General features: G+C 72.0%; 10 protein-coding genes. 6 read left to right on the plus strand and 4 right to left on the minus strand.

The window, feature by feature from the left end:
- Window positions 1–3 precede the first annotated feature (3 nt).
- The 5 genes from OH768_RS01145 (at window position 4) to OH768_RS01165 (ending at window position 12,415) form a co-directional block, all read left to right on the plus strand.
- Window positions 4–870: a DUF4132 domain-containing protein gene (locus tag OH768_RS01145; protein WP_406449042.1), complete on the plus strand. Its 867-nt coding sequence runs from the start codon at window positions 4–6 to the stop codon at window positions 868–870.
- Window positions 867–5,768 (plus strand): DNA-binding protein, encoded by a 4,902-nt coding sequence (locus tag OH768_RS01150; protein ID WP_406449044.1) that lies wholly within the window; start codon window positions 867–869, stop codon window positions 5,766–5,768. Before OH768_RS01145 ends, OH768_RS01150 begins: the two co-directional genes overlap by 4 nt.
- A gap of 79 nt (window positions 5,769–5,847) precedes the next feature.
- Complete coding sequence (locus OH768_RS01155; protein WP_406449046.1) at window positions 5,848–7,008, plus strand: AAA family ATPase; 1,161 nt, start codon at window positions 5,848–5,850, stop codon at window positions 7,006–7,008.
- Window positions 7,005–10,529, plus strand: coding sequence for a vWA domain-containing protein (locus OH768_RS01160; RefSeq protein ID WP_406449048.1), 3,525 nt, complete (start codon window positions 7,005–7,007; stop codon window positions 10,527–10,529). The genes OH768_RS01155 and OH768_RS01160 overlap by 4 nt, the downstream gene beginning before the upstream one ends.
- The gene (locus OH768_RS01165; RefSeq protein WP_406449050.1) at window positions 10,526–12,415 is read left to right on the plus strand and encodes a hypothetical protein; all 1,890 of its coding nucleotides are present in this window, start codon (window positions 10,526–10,528) and stop codon (window positions 12,413–12,415) included. Before OH768_RS01160 ends, OH768_RS01165 begins: the two co-directional genes overlap by 4 nt.
- A gap of 58 nt (window positions 12,416–12,473) precedes the next feature.
- Here OH768_RS01165 and OH768_RS01170 read toward each other — a convergent pair whose 3' ends face one another.
- Together OH768_RS01170 and OH768_RS01175 are read right to left on the minus strand one after the other, a co-directional pair.
- Complete coding sequence (locus OH768_RS01170) at window positions 12,474–12,599, minus strand: hypothetical protein (protein ID WP_406449052.1); 126 nt, start codon at window positions 12,597–12,599, stop codon at window positions 12,474–12,476.
- Window positions 12,600–12,638: 39 nt separating this feature from the next.
- Window positions 12,639–13,430: a hypothetical protein gene (locus OH768_RS01175; protein WP_406449054.1), complete on the minus strand. Its 792-nt coding sequence runs from the start codon at window positions 13,428–13,430 to the stop codon at window positions 12,639–12,641.
- A gap of 180 nt (window positions 13,431–13,610) precedes the next feature.
- Here OH768_RS01175 and OH768_RS01180 point away from each other — a divergent pair, with 180 nt between their 5' ends.
- Entirely contained in the window at window positions 13,611–14,267 is a 657-nt protein-coding gene (locus tag OH768_RS01180) for a GNAT family N-acetyltransferase (RefSeq protein ID WP_406449056.1), read from the plus strand.
- A gap of 50 nt (window positions 14,268–14,317) precedes the next feature.
- Here OH768_RS01180 and OH768_RS01185 read toward each other — a convergent pair whose 3' ends face one another.
- Window positions 14,318–18,406, minus strand: coding sequence for a beta-galactosidase (locus tag OH768_RS01185; RefSeq protein WP_406465091.1), 4,089 nt, complete (start codon window positions 18,404–18,406; stop codon window positions 14,318–14,320).
- A 278-nt stretch (window positions 18,407–18,684) separates the two neighbouring features.
- Entirely contained in the window at window positions 18,685–22,014 is a 3,330-nt protein-coding gene (locus tag OH768_RS01190) for a lectin (RefSeq protein WP_406449058.1), read from the minus strand.
- Window positions 22,015–22,207 lie beyond the last annotated feature (193 nt).

Consider the following 22,207-nt stretch of genomic DNA (forward strand, 5'->3'; position numbering starts at 1 on the left):
ATCGTGGGTTGGCTGTCGGCGGGTGACGGGTATGAAGTCGCCCTGGTGGAGGGGCGGGTGGCGGCGCGTGCCACCGGGGGCCGGGCAGCGGGGCGGCAGTTGAAGTCCCTGCCGCGCGCGCTCAAGGACCACCCGGAGGTGGACCGGCTGCGGCGGTTCGCCGAATGGCTGGATCGGCACGCTGCGGGGTGCGTCGCTCAGGTCGACTCCTGGATGGTTTCGTCGCTGCCCGTCCCGACCGCCCTGCTGGTCCGTGTGTGGCCGGACGAGGCCTGGCAGTCGGCTCTGCGCGACCTGGCCGTGGTCGGCGACGACCCCGACGAGGTCGGCTTCCTGCGGGGCACCACCGAGGACGGCGAGCTGCGGGTGGTGAACCTCGACGGCGAGACGGTACGGCTGTCCCCGCGCACGGTGACCCTGCCGCACCCGATGCTGCTGCCGGACCTCGACGACATCCGGGAGTTCGCCGCCGAGTTGGGCATAGTCCAGCGCGTCGAGCAGATCCACCGGGCGACCTGGCAGCGACCCGACGAGCTCGCCCCCAAGGCCACGGAGGTGCGGGAGTTCGCCGGCGGCTCGTTCCGCTCGCGCTTCGCCCTCGCCGCGCGCGCCAGTTCACTCGGCTACCGCGTCTCCGGCGGCTACTCCACGGCCCGGGTGCGCGACGGCGGGCGCACCGTCGAGGCCTCCGTGTGGATCGGGGAGCCGTACTGGGAGGACACGGTGGATACCGGGGGGCTCAGCTGGCAGGACCAGGACGGCCGCGCCCTGCCGTTGCGTGAGGTCGGACCGGTGGCCTGGTCCGAGGGGATGCGGATGGCGGCGGCACTGTACGCCCGGCGTGACATCGAGGAAGGCAAGAGCGCATGAGCGGGGGGACGCAGGTGTCGTACGAGGAGATGCTCGCGGCAGGGGCGGTGCTGCCGCCGGACGCGGAGGGCGCCGGTGAGCGGGCGGTGCCGCTGACGGCCCGCACCTATCGGCACCCGGGTCTCGACGACCGGGTGGTGGTGCGGCTGGTCGCGGGTGAGCTGGGTGCGGCTGAGGACCTGGCCGCCGGTTTCCTCGGTTTGGAGCAGGCCGGCGAACCGGCAGTGGTGGGGCTCGGGCTGCGCCAGTCGCTGGGCTTCCCGGAGTGGGTGCTGGTGCACCATCCCGAGGACGGACACCACGCGCTCGGTGTCGTACCGGACCTGGAGCGGGCCGCCCGGCAGGCGAAGTCCCGGCCCAAGGCCGCCCTGGACGCCTACGTGGAACTCGGCGCGCGGCTGGCGGCCTCCGTCCCGCACTTCCTGCCGACCTTCTACGAACAGGCGGGCCGGGTGTTCCTCGCCGAGGAGAACGCCACCTACGCGGCGCAGTTGTTCACACGGGCCCGCAAGGCCGAGGCGGAACACGGGCTCGTCATCGAGGAGGACCGTCTCGACGCGGTGTTCCTGGAGTTCGCGCTGGCGGGCGCGCTGCCGGTGAAGGTGCTGTCCTCCTACGGCAAGGAGCTGGCCGCGCGGGTGCCGGCCGACGAGGCGCTGCGGCGCTTCACCCGGTTGTGTCTGCGCCGTACCGCGGGCGGTCTGCCGCCGTCCGCGCAGATGGCGGGCGACCTGCGCAAGCTGGCCCGCGCCGCGGGGCAGAACGCCGACCTCGCCGAGCAGGACTACCTGTCCGAACTGCTCGGTCTGCCGGCCACGCTGCGTGCCGCGGCCGGCTGGTGGAAGGGCCACCGTGCCGCGCTGGTGGCGCTGGCCGCGCGCGAGCGGCAGGTGCGCGGCACTCTGCTGGACATGATTCCGGCGGGCTACGACGACGAGATGCCCGCGCTGTGGCTCCAGGTGCTGGAGGACTCCGGTGCCACGGCGGGGTTGTGGGACGCCGCGCTGCCCGAGGAGGAGCGTCCCCGGGACGGTACGGCAGGGTGGCTGGAGCGTTTCCTGACGTTCCGTGAGCGGGCCCGGTCCTGGCGCGGCTCGACCCGGATGCCGCAGCTGTACCCGCTCGTGGAGCGGACGGCGGACCGGCTGCGTGCCGAACTCGCCGCGTCCGGCGGCGCGTTGAAGGTCACCCACGACATCGACCTGATCGACCTGCTGCTGTCCCTGGACGTGCCGGTGGCGGCCCCGGAGCGGGGCCACGCCCTGCCGCTGGAGCAGTGGGCGCAGGGCGACGGGCACCGGGATCTGCTGCTCCTGGGCGCCGACGCCCGGTTCCACGGCGCCTTCCTGAAGGGCGCGGACCGGTTCGGCGACGACGACCCCGGTCTGCGGGCCATCCGGCTGCTGGCGCAGTCACCCGGCTGCCGTCCGCTGCTGGCCCAGTGGGTGCGCACGGTCGTCGAGCGGTTCACCGCGGTCGGTCTGCCCCAGCTGCCCGACGCGCTGGCCCGTCTGAAGTGGCTGCCCGCCGAGGCGCTGGCGCTGGCCGAGGCGGACGTTCGCGAGGCGGTCGCCACCGACCTCGCGCCCGTGCTGGCGCGCACCCTGCGGGCCGGTCTCTTCGACGAACTCGGCTGGCCCGCCTGGGAGGAGGCGGCGGCCGAACTCGTGCCGAAGAAGCAGGTGGAGGACCTGATCGTCGCCGACGCCTGGCCCCACCTCGTGGTGGCCGGCGGGGCCCAGGCCCGGGTGATCGGCGCCGAGGGCACCCTGCTCACCCACGATCTGCGCATCCCGTCGGGCGACCGGTACGGCGACCCCGGCTTCCACCACGTCGACGGCGAACTCCTCGTCTACTGGAACAGCCGCAACGACGGCCTGCGCGGCTACTGGCACACCCGTGCCGACCGGGTCGAGAAGCTCCAGGGCCCGCGCGGTACCCGTGGTACCGAAATGGACTGGTACAAGGGCAACTTCCCCATCACCCTGCCGCTCCCGGGCGGCGGCCGGACCACCGGCCACGGTGTACTGCACGCCGGCGACACCACCGTGCCCGAGGAGCGACCGCTGCTCTTCGACGGCTCCAACTACTGGGTCTGGCACGCGGATTCCGAAGACCCGGAGGCGCGCGGCTGGTACGAGTACGACCCGGCCACCGACGAGCGCGGACGCATGAGCCGGCCCGCTTTCCTCGCCGACGCGCTGCGCGACGCCCCCGCGGGCAGCACCTTCGCCGGGGGTCGGCTGCGCCCCTCCCCCACGTCCGGCGCCGCTCCCGCCTCGGCGCCCGTCGACGGCCTTGTGGGCCTGCGCAGGCTGGAACTCCCCGACGGCTCCACGCGTGTCGAGGATCTCGCCGGGCACTCCCTCACGCTGCCCGCCGAGGCGGGCCGGCCGTACGCGCTGATGATGTTCCCCGGAGCCGAGCGGCCCACCGCGGTCGTGCACAACGGCTGGCAGCTCGATCTGGTCGACGCGGACGGTGTCGTCACCGCCTGGGCGAAGACCGACCGCACGGCGGGCGTCTTCGGCGAGGGCACTCTGCTGCTGCCGCCGATGCAGTACTGGGAGTGCCTGACCCCGCGCGACCCGGAGGGCTCCACGGGACTGCGCCGCATCGACCGGGACACCGCCGCCGCCCTGCTGTCGGCCGCCGGCGACAAGGAACCCGAGGCGCTGCCCGGCGCGATCCGCACCCTGCTGCACGTCACCCACCCCGCCCTGCTCGCGGGCATCGCCGGGGTCGTGCGGTACGCGGCGGCCCAGCAGGCGGTCCTGGACGCGGCCGCGACCCGGCTCACCCTGGCCCTGGAAGGCGGAGTGGAGGACGAGGGTCCGGCCGGTCCGACGGACAGCGCGCTGCGCGAGGCGATGAGCGGTCTCGGCGCGTCGAACGGCTACTGGTGGAACCGCGACGACCAGGCCGACACGGTCTTCCGTGCCCTGCGGGTGCTGACCCGCGCCGTCGGCGCCACCGAGGCCGTACCGGAACCGTCCGATGGCCGGCTCCACCTCGACGGGCCTGAACTGCCCGTCGGGCAGCCTGAGTTGCACACCCTGCTCGGTCGGGTGACGGCCCTCGCCTACCGGGCGGCGGCCGGTACCACCGCCGACGAACACCGCGAAGCCCTTCGCCAACTGCTCGCCGGATTCGAACAGTTGGGGCTGGGACAGTCCGGTGCGGCCGGTCGCTGGCGCACGGTGACGCTGCATCTGGACGCGCACCGGCTGCGACTGGCCTCGGGCACCTGGCGGGAGGGCTCCTGGAACGGGCTGCTGCCGCTGGCAGGCGGCGCCTTCGTCGCGGTGACCGGACACGGCTCCCTGGGCGACGACGGCTGCGACTTCACCGGTCTGTTCCACGATCCGGCAGGACGGTTCGCCGCTCCGGAGCCGTACAAGGTCCTGGCCTGTGACCCGATCGGCGAGGACGAACACCCGGGCCGGCTCGGTGCGTTCCTCGCGGCGCTCGCCGAGCACGGTCCGGCACCGTGGTTCCCGGACGCCGCCGAGGAGTTCGCCCGGCTGACCGGCGTCACCGAGACCATGGCCCGGCTCGTCGTCGCCGGGCTGCCGGGAGTCGACGCCTACGAGCGGGCCTTCCTCACCACCGAGGCCCGCAACGTGATCGGGGTGAAGGTCGCCCCGGCGGCGGTCGCCAAGGACGAACTGCGTGCCCTCGACAGTGCCGTCCGCACCGCGGTCGTGGCCGCGCTGCTGCCCGCCGACCCGGTCCGGCTGTGGATCGAGGGCCCGGACGTGGCGGCGGGTGCCGCGGTGTGGAACAGCAGGCTCGGCAAGCGGCCCGCCATCCCCGAGGACCTGCTCAGCGACGCCATCCGCGCCTTCAAGCACGCACCCTGGCCGGTACGGGAAGCGCTGCCCGCGCTGCTGGACCCGACCCGTGCCCCGCAGCTCAGCCGGGATCTGCGGTGGGAGGTCAACGGCGACCGGGTGCGGCCGGTCGGCAACGACACGGCCGGGTTCATCACGCAGACCCTGGTCGGCTCGGTCGGCCTCGCCGCGTGGCTCGCCCACCGGCTGCCCGCCGGCGACCCGATCCGCGCCGCGCTGCCGCCCGCGCTCACCGCGGTGCGCCAACGCCTGGCAGCCCCCGGGCTGATGCTCGACCTCGGCCCGTACATCAGCCTCCCCGCGTTCCGGAAGACGGCGGGCACGCCCACCGAGACCGGCCCGGGATTCGAGCGCTACGGCGCCGTCGTCCTGGCCACCCACGACGACCAGCCGGCCCCGGGCATCCGGGTCGACCTCCTCGACGAGGCCGGCCAGGACCCGTATCTGCCCGCGACCCGCGTCAACGACCAGCCGTTCCCGGCCGAGGTCGCCCTGCGGCTGGTCCGCGACCCCCGGTTCGCGGCTCTCCTCGCCGACCCCGGCGAGCCGGTCGCGGGCGAGTGGGACAAGGACGGCACCTGGTGGCCCCAGCACCCGGGCCACTCCGTGCCCGACCTGGTCATCGAGGTGGCCAAGGAGTACGGCCTCGGCGAGGACGCGGCCACGCTGTATCTGATGCTGCTCGCCATGCCCGACCCGACCGACCGCACGACGGCCCGGTGGACGGGCTGGAAACCGACCCGTCTCAAGGCGGCCCGCGCCGAACTGGCCGCCACCGACCTCGTGGTCGAGGCCACCCGGACCAGGGCGGGCCGCTCCCTCTTCCTGCCCGGCGGCTGGGCCGAGCAGCCCTCCCCGCGCGTTCCCCTGGAGCGCTGGAAGCTGCCGCTGTTCGACCTCGTCGACGGCGATCACACGCCCCTCGGCGTGATCGTGCCGGCCGAACCGGTCGCGGACCTGTACCGCAGAGCGTGGCAGCGGGTCCGGGAGGGCGACGCTCCCCGGTTCGAGGAGCTGAAGGTGCGCCGGGGCCGCCGCCGCTGACAGACGCCGTACCGGGGGTGCCGGACATCACCGGCGCCCCCTCATCAACGACCAACAGACCTACCCAGCAAGGACATTCATGACCCTCACCGACACGGCGACGGCCTTGCCCGACCGGCAGACGCTGCCCGCTGAAGAGCGCCACGCCACCGAACTCGCCTTCCTCGCCGCCCACGACGAGGGCCCGCGTCCGCCCGGCTGGCTGCTGACACCCCGATCCGTCATCACCTTCGTGTGCGGCAGCGCAGGCGAACAACTGAAGCTCTCCAAGCCACACGAGACGCTGCCCCGCGAACTCGTGATAGCCCCCAAGTTCGTCGGTGAACGCGCCCTGGTGGAACGGTGCGTGGTCACGCTCGCCGGAGAACGCGGACTGCTGCTGGTCGGTGAACCGGGCACGGCCAAGTCGATGCTCTCGGAGCTGCTGGCGGCGGCCGTCTGCGGCACCAGCGCGCTCACCGTGCAGGGCACCGCGGGCACCACCGAGGACGCCCTGCGCTACGGCTGGAACTACGCCCTCCTTCTCGCCCAGGGCCCCACTCCCCAGGCGCTGGTGGACTCGCCCGTGCTCGGCGCGATGCGCTCGGGACTGGTGGCGCGCGTCGAGGAGATCACCCGCTGCCTGCCGGAGGTGCAGGACGCGCTGGTGTCGATCCTCTCCGACCGGCGGATGAGCGTGCCCGAGCTGTCCGGCACGGACGAGGCGCAGGTCGCCGCCGCCCCCGGCTTCACCGTCATCGCCACCGCCAACCTCCGCGACCGCGGTGTGTCGGAGATGTCCGCCGCGCTCAAGCGGCGCTTCAACTTCGAGACGGTGCATCCGATCGCGGACGTCGACGCCGAGACCGCGCTCGTGAAACGACAGGCTGTCGCGGCCGTCGAACGGGCGGGCGCCGCCTTCGACGTCGACGACGCCGTTCTCGACGTCCTGGTGACCGTCTTCCGTGATCTGCGGGCCGGGCGTTCGGCCGAAGGCTGGGACGTGGAGCGTCCGGGCACGGTGATGTCCACCGCGGAGGCGGTGCAGGTCGCCGTGTCCCTCGGGGTGGCCACCGCCTACCTGCCCGCCGGGGACCCCCTCGACCTGGTGCCCGGCCATCTCCTGGGCGTGGTCCGCAAGGACGATCCCACCGACCACGCACGCCTGTTGGGCTACTGGGACGGCCCGGTGCGCCGCCGCGCCGAGGACGGTTCCGCGACCTGGCGCCGCCTCTGGGACCTGCGGGAGAACCTTCGGTGACGATCGCTCAGGACCCCCGGGCCGCGCTCGACGCCCTGGCCGACTCAGCGGTGCCGTACCTGCTGGGCGTACGACACCACAGCCCGGCGCTCGCCGCCGCCGTGCCCGCGCTCCTGGACGCGGCCGGTGCCGAGGTGGTGTGCGTGGAACTGCCGGTGGACTTCCAGCCGTGGCTGACCCATCTCGGCGCGCCCGGCACGCTCGCGCCGGTCGCACTCGCGGGTGCCGGTGCGGACGGACGGCTCGGCTTCTACCCGTTCGCCGACTTCTCGCCCGAACTCGCCGCGGTCCGCTGGGCCCGGGAACGAGGTGTGGAGGTCGTCTGCTGCGACCTGCCGATGGCCGACGCGCGGTGGCACGCGGAGGTGCCCGAGCGCGCCGAGGTGGAGGACCGGCCGGCGCCCACCTCCTTCGCGCAGGCGCTCACCGCAGCCGGGACCGGCCGTGACGGGGACGACCTGTGGGACCGCAGCGTGGAGGTCCTCGCCCCCGGCTGCGCACCCGAGTCGCTGCGCCGGGCCGCCCTGGGCGTCGGCTGGGCGCTGCGCCAGGACGCCGGGTCGTCCGGCGGTGTGCCCGTGGTGGACCTGGCTCGCGAAGCCCATATGCGGGAGACGATCGCCCTCGCGGCGACCGGCGGACGCCGCGTCGCGGCGGTCATCGGTGCCTTCCACGCACCGGCGCTTGCTGACGGGGCGGGCGCACAGGAGCGGGCATCGGCCGGCTCGGCGCTCCCGACGGAGCCCTCATCCGTTACCACCTCCCTGGTCCCGTACTCGTTCGATCTGCTGGACTCACGGTCCGGCTATCCGGCCGGGATCCGCGACCCGCGCTGGCAGCAGGCGGTGTTCGGTGCGGCGGGCGATCCCGAGCTGCTCTACGACGCCGCCGCGCGGGCGATCACGGGAGTGTGCCGGGAGTTGCGCGCGGCGGGGCACACGGCAGGGACCGGCGAGGCCCGCGAAACACTGCGGGTGGCCTGCGACCTCGCGCGGTTGCGCGGGCTCCCCGCACCGGGCCGGGGCGAGGTGCTGGAGGCGCTGACGTCCGTGATGGGGCAGGGCGAGCCGCTCGGCCGGGGCCGTGCTCTCGCACGGGCCCTGGAAGTGGTCCTGGTGGGCACCGATCGCGGCCGGGTCGCGCCGGGCACCCCGCGCTCCGGGCTCGGCCCTTCCGTCGAGGCCGAACTCGCCGCCCTGCGACTGCCCGGCCCGGACGACCCCGCTTCGCGTGAACTGCGCCTGGACCCGCTCCGTTCGGCCCTCGACAACCGGCGCGAGATCCTCCTCAGGAGGCTCGACGTGTGCGGGGTCGGATACGGCGAGCCGGTCGAGGTGGCCGGTACGGGCGACGCCGCCGCGCTCACCACGCGGTGGCGGCTGGCGTGGGTGCCGTCCGTGCCCGTACGGCTGGACCTGGCCGGGGTGCGGGGCGTGACCGCCGCGCTGGCGGCCGAGGGAACGCTGCGGGAGACCTTCCGAAGGGTGTCGGCGGAGGGCGGCCCCACGTGTGCCCTCGTCCTGACGGGACTTCGGGACGCCGCCCGCTGCGATCTGCCCGCCCTGGTCGCCCAGCGGCTGGCCGAGGCCGCCGAGGTGCTGCCCACCTCCGCGACGCTCCCCGAACTCCTCACCGGACTCGACCTGTTGGAGGCGCTGCGCCGGGACCATCTGCCCGGCACCACGCCCGAGACCCGACAGGCGGCGGGCGTACTCGCCGCCGGTCTGCTGGAGTCGGCGGTACGGTCCCTGCCGGGTCTGGCGGGCAGCGACGACGCGGAGGAGGCCGCAGCGCTCGTCGCCCTGGCCACACGCGCCGCCGACCATCGACTGGGACTGCGCATGGACGAAGCCCTCGGCGGTCTCGCGCAGACCGGCTCGCCCCTCGTCCAGGGAGCCGCTCTCGGCTGCCGGGTCCTGCTCGACCTGGACGACGCCGACGTTCTCGGCGCACGGGCCGCCGGTTGGATCGATGCCGCCACCGGCCCCGACGGACGGCACGCGCTGGCCCGCAGACTCGCCGGACTGCTGACCGGGGCCGCACCGCTGCTCCAGTCGGCGCCGACCGCGCTCGACCCACTGCTCGACCGGGTCGACTCGCTCGGCGACCAGGCGTTCCTGGACCGGCTGCCCGCCCTGCGCGGCGGCTTCGACACGCTGTCCCCGGCGGGCCGTGACCGTCTGCTGAACACGGTCACGGAGCGGCTGGGCGACCGCCTCGACCTGACGCTGTCCGCCTCCCCGCGACTGCTGGCCCTGTGGGCGGCTGCGGACGAGGCCGGTCGTACGGCGGTGGGCGCGCTGCGGGCGGGACCCCCGACGCCCCGGCCCACCGAGTCGCCGGAGCCCGAGACCGCCGCCCCACGTCCCGTGCCGGTGCCGGACCCGTCGATCAATGACGAGCTCCGTCTCACACCGACGGACCGGTGGCGTCTGCTCCTCGGCAGGGAGAGCGACAAGTTGTCGGCGGGCGCCCGCCGTTACGCGCACGCGCTCGACGAGCTGTACGGCAGGGGTCGCGGCGAGGGCTCCTCGGACCTGGGCCGGGACAGCGGTCCCGGCGGGCAGGACGTCTCCTTCCCGACCGCGCGTGAGTGGGCCGAGGAACTCCAGGCGCTGTTCGGCGCGGAGGTGCGCGAGGAGGTCCTCGCCCGCGCCGCCGATCAGGGTCGCAGCGACGTGCTGGCCGAACTCGACCCCAAGTCCGTACGTCCCTCGGTCGATCTGCTGACATCCGTGCTGTCGTTGGCCGGCGGGATGCCCGAGCAGCAACTGGCCCGGCTGCGACCGCTGGTGCGCCAGCTGGTCGACGAGCTGGCCAAGGAGTTGGCCACCCGGATGCGGCCCGCGCTGAGCGGACTGGCCACCCCCCGACCGACTCGCCGTCCGGGAGGGCGGATCGACCTGCCGCGCACCCTGCGCGCGAACCTGGTCCACGCCCGCAAGAGGGCCGACGGCAGCACCCTGGTCGTGCCGGAGCGGCCGGTGTTCAGCACCCGTTCGCGCAAGGAGGCGGACTGGCGGCTGATCCTGGTGGTCGACGTGTCCGGGTCGATGGAGGCCTCCGTGACCTGGTCGGCGCTGACCGCCGCCGTACTGGGTGGAGTGCCCACGCTCAGCACACACTTCCTGGCGTTCTCGACGGACGTGATCGACCTGACGGACAAGGTCGAGGACCCGCTGTCCCTGCTGCTGGAGGTGCGGGTGGGCGGCGGCACGCACATCGCGGCCGGTCTGGCCCACGCCCGATCCCTGGTGACCGTACCCAGCCGGACCCTCGTGGTGGTGGTGAGCGACTTCGAGGAGGGTTATCCACTGGGCGGGCTTCTGGGCGAGGTACGGGCGCTCGCGAGTTCCGGGGTGCATCTGATGGGCTGCGCCGCCCTGGACGACTCCGGCACCCCGCGCTACTCCGTGCCCGTCGCCCAGCAACTCGTCGCGGCCGGGATGCCCGTCGCCGCCCTCAGTCCTCTCGCCCTTGCCCGCTGGGTGGGCGAACGCCTTCGCGGAGAGTCCCGATGAACCCCGAACTGCCCCCGGTGACGCCCGAGGTGGCCGCTGCCGCCGTGGAGGCCCTGACCTCCCGACTGCGCAAGAAGCTGGACGCCGCGATCGAGACGTACGTGGCCGCACCCGTCACCGTCGAGGGCGCCGTGCGCCGGGTGCGGTGCGGTGAGGACGCGGAGGTCGTCCTCACGCCGGGTCCCTCCGGGGCGGTCACGGACGCCGGGGAGGCCGTGTGCAGTTGTCTCCTGGCCCCGAGATGCCTGCACCTCGCCGCTGTCCTCGGCGCGTGTCCGGTGGCAGACTCGGAGACGGCCGTAGCCCAGGAGGGCGACACCTCTGCGGAGGTCGAGTCACCGGCGCAGGACACTGTCCAGGCCGTCGTCGGTGTGCCCGGACCGGACATCGCCGCACACCCGCCGCAAACAAGGCCCACGGACGCTCAGTTGACCGCCGCCCGCTCGCTGTGGGCCGCCGCGGCTGCCGTTCTGGCCGCCGGGGTGCCCGCCGCGGGCGCGGTGGCGCAGGCGGAGGTGCTGCGCGCCTCGCACACCGCGCGCCTCGCCGGGCTGCACCGCGCCGAGGCGGCGGCGCTGCGGGTGGTCCGCGGCCTGCGCGGCGCGCGGTCCCGTCATGACGGTCACCGGCTGGCCGACCTGGTCGCCGATCTGCGTGAACTGCTGTTGACCACGAGCCTGTTGGCGGCAGCGGATCCGGCCCCGGCGCTGGTGGGAACCGCCCGCCGCAACTACCGGCCGGAGGGCGCGCTGCGCGTGCACGGGGTGTGCCGGGAGCCGGTGATCTCCGCCACCGGTTACGGCGGGGTGGTCACCCATGTCATCTCCGACGACGGGCGCTGGTTCACCGTGGCGGACGTGAAGCCGGGGGGTTCCGCCCGTGCGCGCGGAGCCGCCATAGCCACGGTCGCGCTCGGTTCGGGAAGCGTCGACCATGCCGGGCTCTCCCGGGGAGGGCTGCTGATCTCGGGGGCGACGCTGTCCTCGGACGGTCGTCTCGGTGCGGGCAAGGGAGTCCGGGCGACGCCGGTCGCGGGCCGGTCCTGGACCTCGGGCGCATTGGCCTCCCTGTTCGCCCGGCCGCTCGCCGAGGCCGTCGCCGCCCGGCTCGGGAACGCTCCGGTGAGCGATCCGGAGGGGGCCGAACGGACGGCCGGTGAGCTGATCGGCTGTGATCTGGTCATCGTCGGAGTCGTCGACCAGCAGTTGCTCGCACAGGAGTTGACCTCCGGCCGGGCGGACCCGGACGGCCTTCTGATCCGCCTCCTGCCGGCCAACGGTCACCCCGACCTCGGCCACACCGCGAACCTTCGCCGACTGGCGTCCCGCCCCGGGTTGCGACTGCGCGTCGTCGGCCGCCTCGATCCCGATCGCGCGGCCACGCTCCGGCCACTCGCCGTCGGCCCAGCGCCGGAACCGGATGAGACTACGGCGACGCTGCGGCTGCCCGCGGAGTGGCAGGGCCATGCCGATCTGGGCTACGACCGCATCGAAGGCAGCCATCTGCCGCCCGCCGACGCTCTCCCGGAGACGGCCGGGCTCCTCCGCATCCCGTCCGACCCGGTGACCGAGGCGCCGTTGTGGCGGCTGCGGAGGTTGGTCGAGGTCGCCGTGTCCGGTGGGCGCAGGGCCGCCGCCGAGCCCGCGCGTGACGGCGACCGGGCCGGGGCCGTCGTAGCGCTGCGGCGGGCCGGATTCCGGACGGCCGCTGATCTGTCGCACGCGCTCGCCGCGGAGGCGGACCGGCGTGGGCGCGATGTGTTCGGCCGCACCGAGGAAGCCGACCCGGACGGGTACGCGCGCGCCTGGCTCGCCGCGGCCGTCTACCTGGCCGGCACCGAACGGGCGCTGGTCCGGGCCACCTGGGAGCCGCTGGACGCGACCTGACCGCCGGAACCGATTCCCCGGGCGGGCGCCGACCGTCGTACGGCACCTGAACCGCTCTTCAGTCTCCCTCTCCAGGTGCCTGGGCCGCCCTCAACTCCCGCTTGTCCGAGGGCAGTTCCTGCTGGACTCCGCGGCGCAGGCCGAACAGCGCGACGACGAAGGCGACGGCCGTGATCACGCCCATGCCGAGGAGGACCGAGCGGGTGGGAGCGGGCGCGGTTCGTCACCTGACGTCGACGAAGTCCCCTGTCGCCGTGGACGCACCGGTGGTGGGGGTACCGGTGAAGACGAAGCGGAAGTAGCCGTCGGCCTTGGCCTTGGTGGTGGTCTTGAGCGTGCCGCCGACGCCGCTGGTGACGGTCTTCAGGGTGGTGTAGACGGAGCTGCCCTTCTTGCGGAACTGGAGTTGGACCGGCCGGTCCTGGTAGCCGGTGTAGGTGCCGCTGTCCCAGTTGGCGCGGGTCAGCTTGCCCGTGACCGTGATGGTCCTGCCCTTCTTCACCGGCTCGGGCGAGGCATTGACGGTCACCTTGGCGTATCGCTTGAAGTTCGCCGTGCCGGCCTCGTCGATCTCCGTCCATTCGTCCGTGGTGTCCTGCGCCCCGGCGAGCACCTTCCAGGCTCCGGCGAGGCCGTTGTGGTCGAAGTCCCGCGCAGCGTCCACGGCGAGGCTCACCTTGCACGTGGAGGTGGTCGGGTCCGCGGACGACACCACGCAGGTTCCCGTCGGCGGGTACAGCGGGAGGGCGCCGTCGGCGTCGTCCGTGTTGGGGCCGTGCCACAGGTAGGCCCAGGACGCGGCAACGCCCTGAGGGTCGTGGGCGGTCCACGTGATCGTGACGGTCTTTCTGGTGGTCAGACCGAGCACGATGTCCTTGCCTCCGTTGACCACCACGTTCGAGAACGTGGTGTCGTCGGCGACTGCCCTGTCCGCCGCCTGGGCGGCGGCCGGAAGCATCGATGCGGAAAGAGTGGCTGTCAGGAAAGTTGCGGCGACGGCCGGGCGCATGCGCATGAGGTCCCCCCTCGGGACGCTGGGTCCGCCGCTTCCCCAAACGGCCGGACCTGATGGTGTGTCATCGGGGGCTAGACCCATGAAGGCAGGCCACGGTTGCCCCATTCACCCCTGGCAAGCCGCCGCCACTCCTGATGTAATAGGTGAAACGCGCGACCGTTACTTACATCGGGAGAGGCTTTGTCTTTCAGGAACACGGCTGAAGCCGTAGAAGCGTGGGTCGACGGCTGGGCCGTTTCGCGTGGCGCGGCCGAACCGGCGCCCAGCCCCTGGGGTTTCACCATCGATGTCGGCCTGTCCAAGCACGTCATGCGCCACGTCCTGACCACCGCCGACGAGCCGACCGTCCGCAAGATCACCGAGGACGCCACCGCCCCGAACGTCTGGCTGAAGGTGTTCGTGGCACCGGAGTCGCTCACCCCCTGGCTGGCCCCCGGCTGGTCCCTGGCAGCCGGTCCCGGCTTCCTGATGTCGGCCCAGCTGCGCGCCTCGCACGCCGAGGTGCCCGTCGGCTACCGGCTGCGCACCTGGAACCGCGCCGGCGTGACCCGCGCCCTGGTGCGCACCCCGGACGGCGCCTTCGCCGCACGCGGTCAGATCGCCGTCACCGGATCCACCGCCGTCGTCGACCAGGTGGAGACCGACCCGGCCCACCGGCGTCGCGGCCTGGGACGCCTGGTGATGGCTGCGCTCGCCGATGTCGCGGCCGGACAGGGGGCCGCAGTCGGCGTGCTGGGCGCGACGCCGGACGGCCGGGCCCTGTACGAGCGGATCGGATGGCGCGTCCTGGCCCCGCTGACCAGCGCTGTGCGAGGCCCGGACCCGCTCGAGGCATGAGCAACGGGAAGAACCAGCAGTAGGGACGCCCACGCTGCCCTGACTCTCGATCAGTCGCACGTCAGCGTGGGCGTCCCCCAGTCGCCGTGGTCGTTGCCGTTGCCGTCGCCCGCGTCGCCGACCTTGAGGTCGAGCACCTGGGCGCCGCTGATGTCGACGTCGATGGGCACCGCGGCCTGTTTGCCGCGGATCGTCGGGGTGGTGACCAGGGTCTTGCCGTCGGCGATCACGGAGAACGTCACAGTGCCCGCGCCGTTCGTTTCGTCGTCGACGCCGACGTACGCCGTCCACCGCGAGCACTGTCCGGCGAGGTACAGCTCGACGTCGCTCACGGAGTTGGTGCCCAGGCCCTTGGCGTAGCCGACGCCCGCGATGGTGATCGGACGGCCGTCGCCGGCCGCCTGCTCGCCGACGCTGGTGTCCCGTTCCACCGGGCCCCACCCGTTGGTGGACGACAGGAACGGCAGACCGCTCACGTCGCTCTGCCCGGCGGGCGGAGCCGGCGGGATCCCTCGGACGATGCGCTCGTCGCCGCCGACGGCCTGCCGTCCGTTCTGCCGGTAGTGCACGGTGGCGGTGAGTGCCGAGGCCGATGGCAGCGTTCCGGCCGGGGGCTGGACCTGCCAGGTGAAGGTGGTCGAGGTGCCGGGCAGCAGGCGCTTGACCGACACGGGGCTGGTGGCACTCACGCTCCAGTCGTCCGGCGCCGCGAGCGACGCCGTCAGTCCGGAAGCGGGCCGTCCGTCCTTCGGCACCCGGACCGTCGTCCGGGCGGTGAAGGCCTGTCCCGGCTGGGCGGTGTCCGGCACGTCGAGGGTGACGTCCGCTCCCGGACGCTTCGGCATGGCGTAGCTACCGGCGTCGTAGCGCGGGCTGTCGTTCTGTGCGACGCGCAGGGAGGAGGCGTAGCTGCCGTAGTCGGTCAGTGAGACCTTGCCGAGGCCACCGGTGCTGCCGTCGAGGTTCCACACGGCGATGGCGATGCTGTTGTGGCCGTTCGGGTTCAGGATCCCGTTGGGGACCGGGAAGGTGTGCTGCGGGCCGAGGTAGTTGACGTAGTTGCCGACCTGCCAGCCGTTCACGAAGATCGTGGCGCGGTACTTGCGTGCCGGGTCGTCGGTGAACGTGAGCCCAAGTGACGTGTCCTGACCGTGCGGCAGGTCCAGCTTGGCGTCGGTGCGGTACCAGGAGACACCGGGTGTCGTGTCGGTTGTCGGCAGGGACACGCGGTTCCAGTCGGCGTCCGGGTAGCCCGGCAGGGACCAGCCGGCCCGCTCGCCGTAGAGGCCGCCCGTCGACAGCGGGCCGCGGACCGTGTCCTGGAGGTCCTCGCCGCCCCGGACGCCCTGGAGGCGCCAGGTGACGGACGTCAGCGGTGCGCCGACGAGGGAGGCGCTGGTCAGGCCGCGCGCGGCCTTGTTGCCGTTGGTCGAGTTGTAGTCCTCCTCGTGTCCCATGTTGACGGTGAGCACTGAAATGACGTTGTCCCCTTGGGACTTCACCGCGCCGGCCGGGAAGGTGAAGTCACCGCTGCCCGTGGTGGAGCTGCCCAGGAAGGTTCCGTTGAGCCAGACGGAGAACGCCTGCGCGCCTCCTCCCGAGTCCGAGACCAGATGGATGCCGGTCTCCTTGCCGGTGGCGCGGAAGCGGCCCCGGTACCACGTGTTGCCGGTATGGAAGCCGTAGTCGTCGGCGTAGAGCACCGGTAGCGAGTTGACGCCGGAGACGCTGTTGGTTGTCGCCTTGTCGGCCACCTGCCAGCTGGTGTCGTCGAAACCTGGGGCCGCTTCGGGGGATTCCTCCGCGTGCTTCCAGTTCGTCAGCGTCGGCAGTTGTACCGGGGCGGCCACCGGGATCTTCCCGGTGAGGCTCCCCGTATCGGTGGCGTGGGTGCCCAACGCCCTCCCGTTCCAGGTGACTTGGGCGGCGGAGGTGAACACCTCGATGTCCTTGCCGTCGGCGTTGTCGCCGGTGAGCGCCACAGTGTGGCCACCGTGCAGGCTGGTCGCCGTCCGCAGCAGGTGGGTGCCGCGCACGAGCACCGGGCCGCTCGCGGTGTCCTGGCGCCAGAAGGTCTCCGCGGTGGCCTTGTCGCCGACCAGGAGGAGGAGCGGGCGCTTTCCGTCGCCGCTGATGCTGACGCGGATCAGGCCCTTGTGCGTGTAGTTCAGGCGGAGGCCACCGGTGGACGGGTCCCAACTGGTCGTGACCGTCCCGCCGCTGGCGGTCACGGTGGGCTCGGTGGCGTAGCGGAGGACCGTCTCACCGTCGCTGCCCTCGTCGCCGTAGAGTACGGCGACGTCCCGGTCCCCGATGGTCGCGCTGGTCATGATCTCGGAGGTCGAATACTGCAACTGGGCTTCGCCGAGGCGGTAGTTGGCCACGATCACGTGGGAGTCGCGTCCGTCGAGGGTGATCGCGGTGCCGGGCTGCTGCGGCACGACCGGGTAGGTCGGCTCCGCGGCGGAGTCGCTCGTCGGTACGTCGATGGCGTCGACGGCCACGTAGTTGTCCGTGGATCCCGAGCTGTGGTTCCCGGCGACGACGATCTTCAGCGTGTGCGCGCCGGGCGGCAGGCCGGTCTTCTGGAAGAGCACCGCCTGGCTCTCGCTGCCGGAGTCGTCGACCGTGGCCACCTTGGTGCCGTCGAGGTAGACGTCGGCGTTGCCGTGGTTGTTGGTCTTCGAGCCGATCCAGCGGATCGCGGTGCCGTCGAAGGGGACGGTGAGCGAGTCGCCCGCCTTGTTCGAGAACGACTCCGTGTGTTTGTAATCGCCGCCGGTGTAGCTCGTGTTGGCCACGTGCGACCACGAACCGGCGTACTGCAGCGCGGAGTCGGGGTCGTCCCAGGTGTAGGTGGTGTCGGCGGTCGGCTGGGCGTTGAAGTCGAGTGAGATGTGGGTCTTGTCGACGGCCGTGGAGGTGGAGTTCCCGTGCCGCAGGACGTGGAACTGTGTCTTGGTGTCGGGGTTCATCCGGGCGGTGTCGACGACCGCGGAGTCGTCCGGCGGTGTGGCCCTGATCGCCTCGGTCTTCGTCAGCGGGGCGACCGACTGTGTGAAGTACCCGATGAGCTTGTCCTCGTAGTACTTCGGGTCGAGTTGGCGGGTCTCGCGGATCGCGGCCCCGTAGTCGTACGACGTGTAGTTCTGCGGCATGCCGAGCCAGCCCCAGTTGGTGCCGCCGTAGGTCATGTAGAAGCTCTGCGCGGTCGCGCCGACGGCGATGTTCTGCTTGTAGAAGACGTTGGCGAACTGGTCGTTGATGAGCTGGGCGCACTTGTCGTAGCCCGGCCCGCCCCAGGGGTCGAAGGCGCCGCCCTGGAACTCCGGTGAGTACAGCGGTTTTCCGGCGGGGTGGTCGTAGCTGATGTCCGGGACGCCGTTCCACTTGGAGGGGTTGGAACAGTCGAAGCCCTGGGGGTAGGAGTCCGGGCCGTCGACGTCCAGGGCGCCGGCACCGGAGTTGAAGGTGCCGTTGTTGTTGCCGGTCAGCGGGACCGTGATGCCGTCGGCGCGGGCCTTGTCCTCCAGGTGCTGCATGTAGGAGCGGCCGGCGGCCGAGCCGTTGTAGTACTCGTTTTCGGCCTGATAGGCGATCACCGACCCTGTGCCGTTGGTCAGTTGGTGGCGGGCGATGATCCGGTCGATCTGCGTCAGCCACTCGTCCGCGTACTTGAGGAACTGCGGGTCGTCGCTGCGGTTGTTCCCGGCCTTGGTGGTCAGCCAGCCCGGCAGTCCGCCGCCGTCGACCTCCGCGTTGATGTACGGCGCCGGTCGGGCGATGACGTAGAGGCCGGCCTCCTGGGCCATGTCGAGGAGCTTGTCCACATCCCGTACCCCGGTGAAGTCGTAGACACCCGGCTTGGGCGAGTGGTAGCCCCAATCGAAGTACAGGGACGTGGAGTTGAAGCCTGCGGCCTTCATCTTCTGGAAGATGTCGCGCCACAGGTCCTGGCTCGGGAGCCGGAAGTAGTGGAACTCGCCGGACCACAGGTAGGTGCGTTTGCCGTCGACGAGGAACGAGTAGCCGTCGAGAGTCACGGTGTGCGCCTGCGGAGCGACGGCGGAAGCGTCCGGACTGACGGCAGGCGTCCGCTCGCCGATGTCCTGCGCCACCGCCGCGGCCGGCGCGGTCATGCCCGCCGCCAGGGCGATGGTCGCGGCCGTCGCGAGGACCGCCCGCCACCACCGGCGTCGACCGGGTCTCGCACCCACTGAACCGTTCCGACTACCCCGCACGGCGGCCTCCAGACCCACTGGGCGAACAGCATCAAACAGACTCAGGCAAAGCCGAACAGTAAAGGTGCACAGGGCTCACCACAATGGGTCGGGAGAAGACAGTTGAGAGGCCGGTTCCCGGGCTCGCGTCCGGGAACCGGCCCGGCGTCGTCAGGACCGCCAGTGCCTCAACTGCCTTACTGGCCGAAGCCGTACGCGAACAGGTGGTCGGCGCCCGTCGAGCCCGTCACCGGCAGCGTGATCGACGCGACCTGCTTGGACGCGTCCAGCGGGACCTTCGTGGCGAAGACATAGGCCTTCACGGTGTCCCGGCCTCCGCTCCCGGTGTTCCGGTAGGCGGTCGTGACGGCCGTCGTGTCCCCCGCGAGCGGTGTGCTGCCGCCGCCGTTGAGCGTCCAGTCCGAGAAGCCGATCGTCGCCTGCGAGGAGGTGCCGTCCGTGTAGGTGACGGTCACTGTGCCCGAGACCCCGCTGCCGTCGGTCGGCGCGTTGGTCGCGGTGCCCAGCAGACCGAGCGACGCGCCGGACGCGCCGGACGGCATCGGGATGGTCTGGCCGGCCATCTCCAGGTTGTCCAGCTGCCCGGACGTCACCGTCGGCCAGGTGTAGGAGATGCCGTCGGCGGTGACGGTGGACCCGCTCGTGACGCCGGCCGCCGCCAGTGCGTTCTGCGAGAACGCCCAGCCACCGTTGTCGAATCCGCCCGAGAAGGAGGTGCCGTCGGGGTAGATGCCCTCGTTGGTGTTGTACGGCCACAGTGCGCCGGCCTTGGCCACGGCCACGCGGAGGGTCGCCCCGCTCAGTGCCGTACCGGTGCTGTGGTCGGTGAGTGCGAAGGCGACCGGGTAGGTTCCCTCGTCCGCGCCCGCCGTCACCTTGACCTTCGCCTCGGCGCTGCCCGCGGCGGGTACCGTCAGCGAGCCGGACGCCGTGTCCAGGGTGACGCCGGAGGGCGCCGTCGCCTTCCAGTCGACCGTGACGGCCGTACTGCCGAGGTTGGTCAGGTCGAGCGTGCCGTCACCGGACGCGCCCGGCTGGAGCACCAGGCCGTTGGAGGGGCCGGTCGCGGCCAGCACCCGGCCGCCGCCCGTGGTGTCCGAGGGCGGTGCCGCCGAAGGGCCGGACGCCCAGGCCTTGTTGGGCACGGTGCCGAGCGTGAAGTCGAGCGTGCCCGCGCCCTGCAACTGCTGGTAGCCCAGCCAGGAGGTGTTCCACGCCTTGCCCTTGACGTTGAGCGCCTGCACGTACGGCGCGTCGGGCGCGGCCTGCGGCGCGTTGATCCCCACGGTCTTGCCGTTGCCGAGGGTCACCTTGGCCTCGGGGAACGCGGGGCTGCCGAGTGCCAGGGTGTCCGTGCCCGGGGTCTCCGGGTACATGCCGAGCTCGGACCAGACGTACCAGGAGCTCATCGCGCCGAGGTCGTCGTTGCCGAACGAGCCGACCGGCGCGTCGAAGTACAGGTTCTGCTGGGCGTCGCGGACGGCCGCCTGGGTCTTCCACGGCTGGCCCGTGTAGTCGTACTCCCAGGGGATCTCCACACTGGGTTCGTTGCTGAGGTCGGCGTCGGTGTTGCCGGGGCGGGTGATGTTGTCGAGCAGGCTGTCCAGGTAGGTCGAGTACGCCGTGTCGCCGCCGCGTGCCTGGATGAGCTGGCGCAGGTTGAAGGGGACCATCGGCGTGTACTGGGCGGAGGTGCCCTCCACGAAGCCGTTGGAGGTGCCCGGGGTGAAGCCGCCCGCGAACTGGCCGTCCTTGTTCTTGGCCTGCATGTAGCCGGTCTGCGGGTTGAAGACGTTCATCCAGTCCTGGGCGCGGGTGGCGAACTTCTCGTAGACAGATGTGTTGCCGAGCGACTTCGCGAAGGCCGCCAGGGCGTAGTCGGCGGAGTCGTACTCGAGTTGGGTGGAGACGGGGCCGTAGAAGTTGCAGCAGTTGTAGTCGTTCTCGTCGAGCGGGAGGTAGCCCTTCGCGTCCCGTACGGACTCGCCGGGGCGGTCGTTGTTCGGGACGGTGGCCTCGTGCTGGAGGGCGGCGAGTGCCTTGGCCGTGTCGAAGTTCGTCGCGCCGAAGGCGTACGCGTCGGCGATGATGCCGGCGGCCGGGTCACCGACCATCACGTAGCTTTCGCCGTTGTTCGAGGCCCACTTGGGCAACAGGCCCGTCTGGTCGTACCCGTTGAGCATCGAGGTGACGACGTCACCGGCGACCTTCGGCTCGACCATCGCCATCAGCTGCGTCTGGGAGCGGTAGGTGTCCCAGCCGGAGTAGTTGGCGTACTGGGCCTTCTGTCCCTTGGCCAGCGTGTGGATCTGGTTGTCCATGCCCATGTACTGGCCGTTGTCGTCGGAGAAGACGTTCGGGTGCAGCAGCGCGTGGTAGAGCGCGGTGTAGAACTGCGTCTGCTGGTCCGAGCTGCCGCCGCCGACCTGAAGCTTGGTCAGCACCGTGTTCCAGGCGTCGTGGTTGGCCTGTTCGACGGCGGCGACATCCCACTTCTTGATCTCGGTGGAGAGGTTGTTCGCCGCTCCGGCGTCACTCGTGTACGAGATGCCGACCTTCGCGTTCACCGTGGGGTTCGCGGTGGTGTCGAAGGTCAGGTACATGCCGTTCGCGCCGGTGGTGGGCGGCTGGGCGGCCTTGGCCGTGGCGGTCGAGCGGGGTACGGCACCGGCGCTCGCTGCCGGGGACGGCGTACCGGAGTGCTGGTTCGCGCTCGTGTGGATCGTCGGGGCCGGTTTCGCCGGGACGGTGAAGTGCTTCTCCTTCAGTGGCGCCGACTTCGAGGTCCGCGTGGCCGGTTGGACCTTGCCGGCCTTCAGCGATTTCGCGTCGGGAGTGATGGTGCCGCCGACCCAGGTGCCGCTCGCGGCGAACGGCCGGTCGAACTTGATGTCGAAGTGCAGCGTGTATCTGTTGGCGGCGCCGCAGAAGTGACCGCTGTCGATCGCGCCGCTGATCTCCTGGCTGTTCACGACCTGGACGCGGGTCCCGTCGATCTGGGTGGCACCGCCGCTGAGCTTGAACAGCAGGTTGGCCTGCTGCCCCGCGGGGAAGGTGAAGCGGCCAAGCCCTGCGCGGGTGGTGTCGGTCAGCTCGGTCCTGACGCCGTTCGCGTCGGTGACCTTGTAGTAGCCGAGGCCCGCCTGCTCGTCGGTGTGGCTGAAGCCGGCGGACGTGGTGCCGAGGTCGCCCGACAGTGCGCCGGTCACCGGCAGGACGGGCAGGTCGCCCGCGACGGGGCAGCCCGGGCCCGAGATGTGGGTGAGGCTGAAGCCGGAGATCTTCTTGTCGTTGTACTCGTAGCCGCCGCCGTCGGGCCGGTCGGGCGTCGTGTCGGGGCCCCACTGGACCATCCCGGCCGGCATGTCGGGGCCGGGGAAGGTGTCCACCGCACCGGAGGTGCCGATGAGGGGGTTGACGAGGGACGCGGGGTCCGTCACCAGGGCCGGCGTCGCGCCGCTCGCGGCATAGGCGTTGCCCACTGCCGGCAGTGGCAGAACAGCCATGCCCAGGACGCAGAACAGGGCCGAATATCGGCGGGATCTCATGCGGTCACGTGGCGCAGCTGAATGTCGGGGTCTCACCATCGGTTGCCTCCGCAGCAATTCGTGCCTGGCACAACAGGTGCCGACGCACCGGGATCCCGGAACGCCGGCGACAGGCAACAGTTCCGGTCGCCCCCGACGGCCTGACAACGTT

Origin of the sequence: Streptomyces sp. NBC_01622 (assembly GCF_045209635.1) — a bacterium.
Taxonomy (GTDB): domain Bacteria; phylum Actinomycetota; class Actinomycetes; order Streptomycetales; family Streptomycetaceae; genus Streptomyces.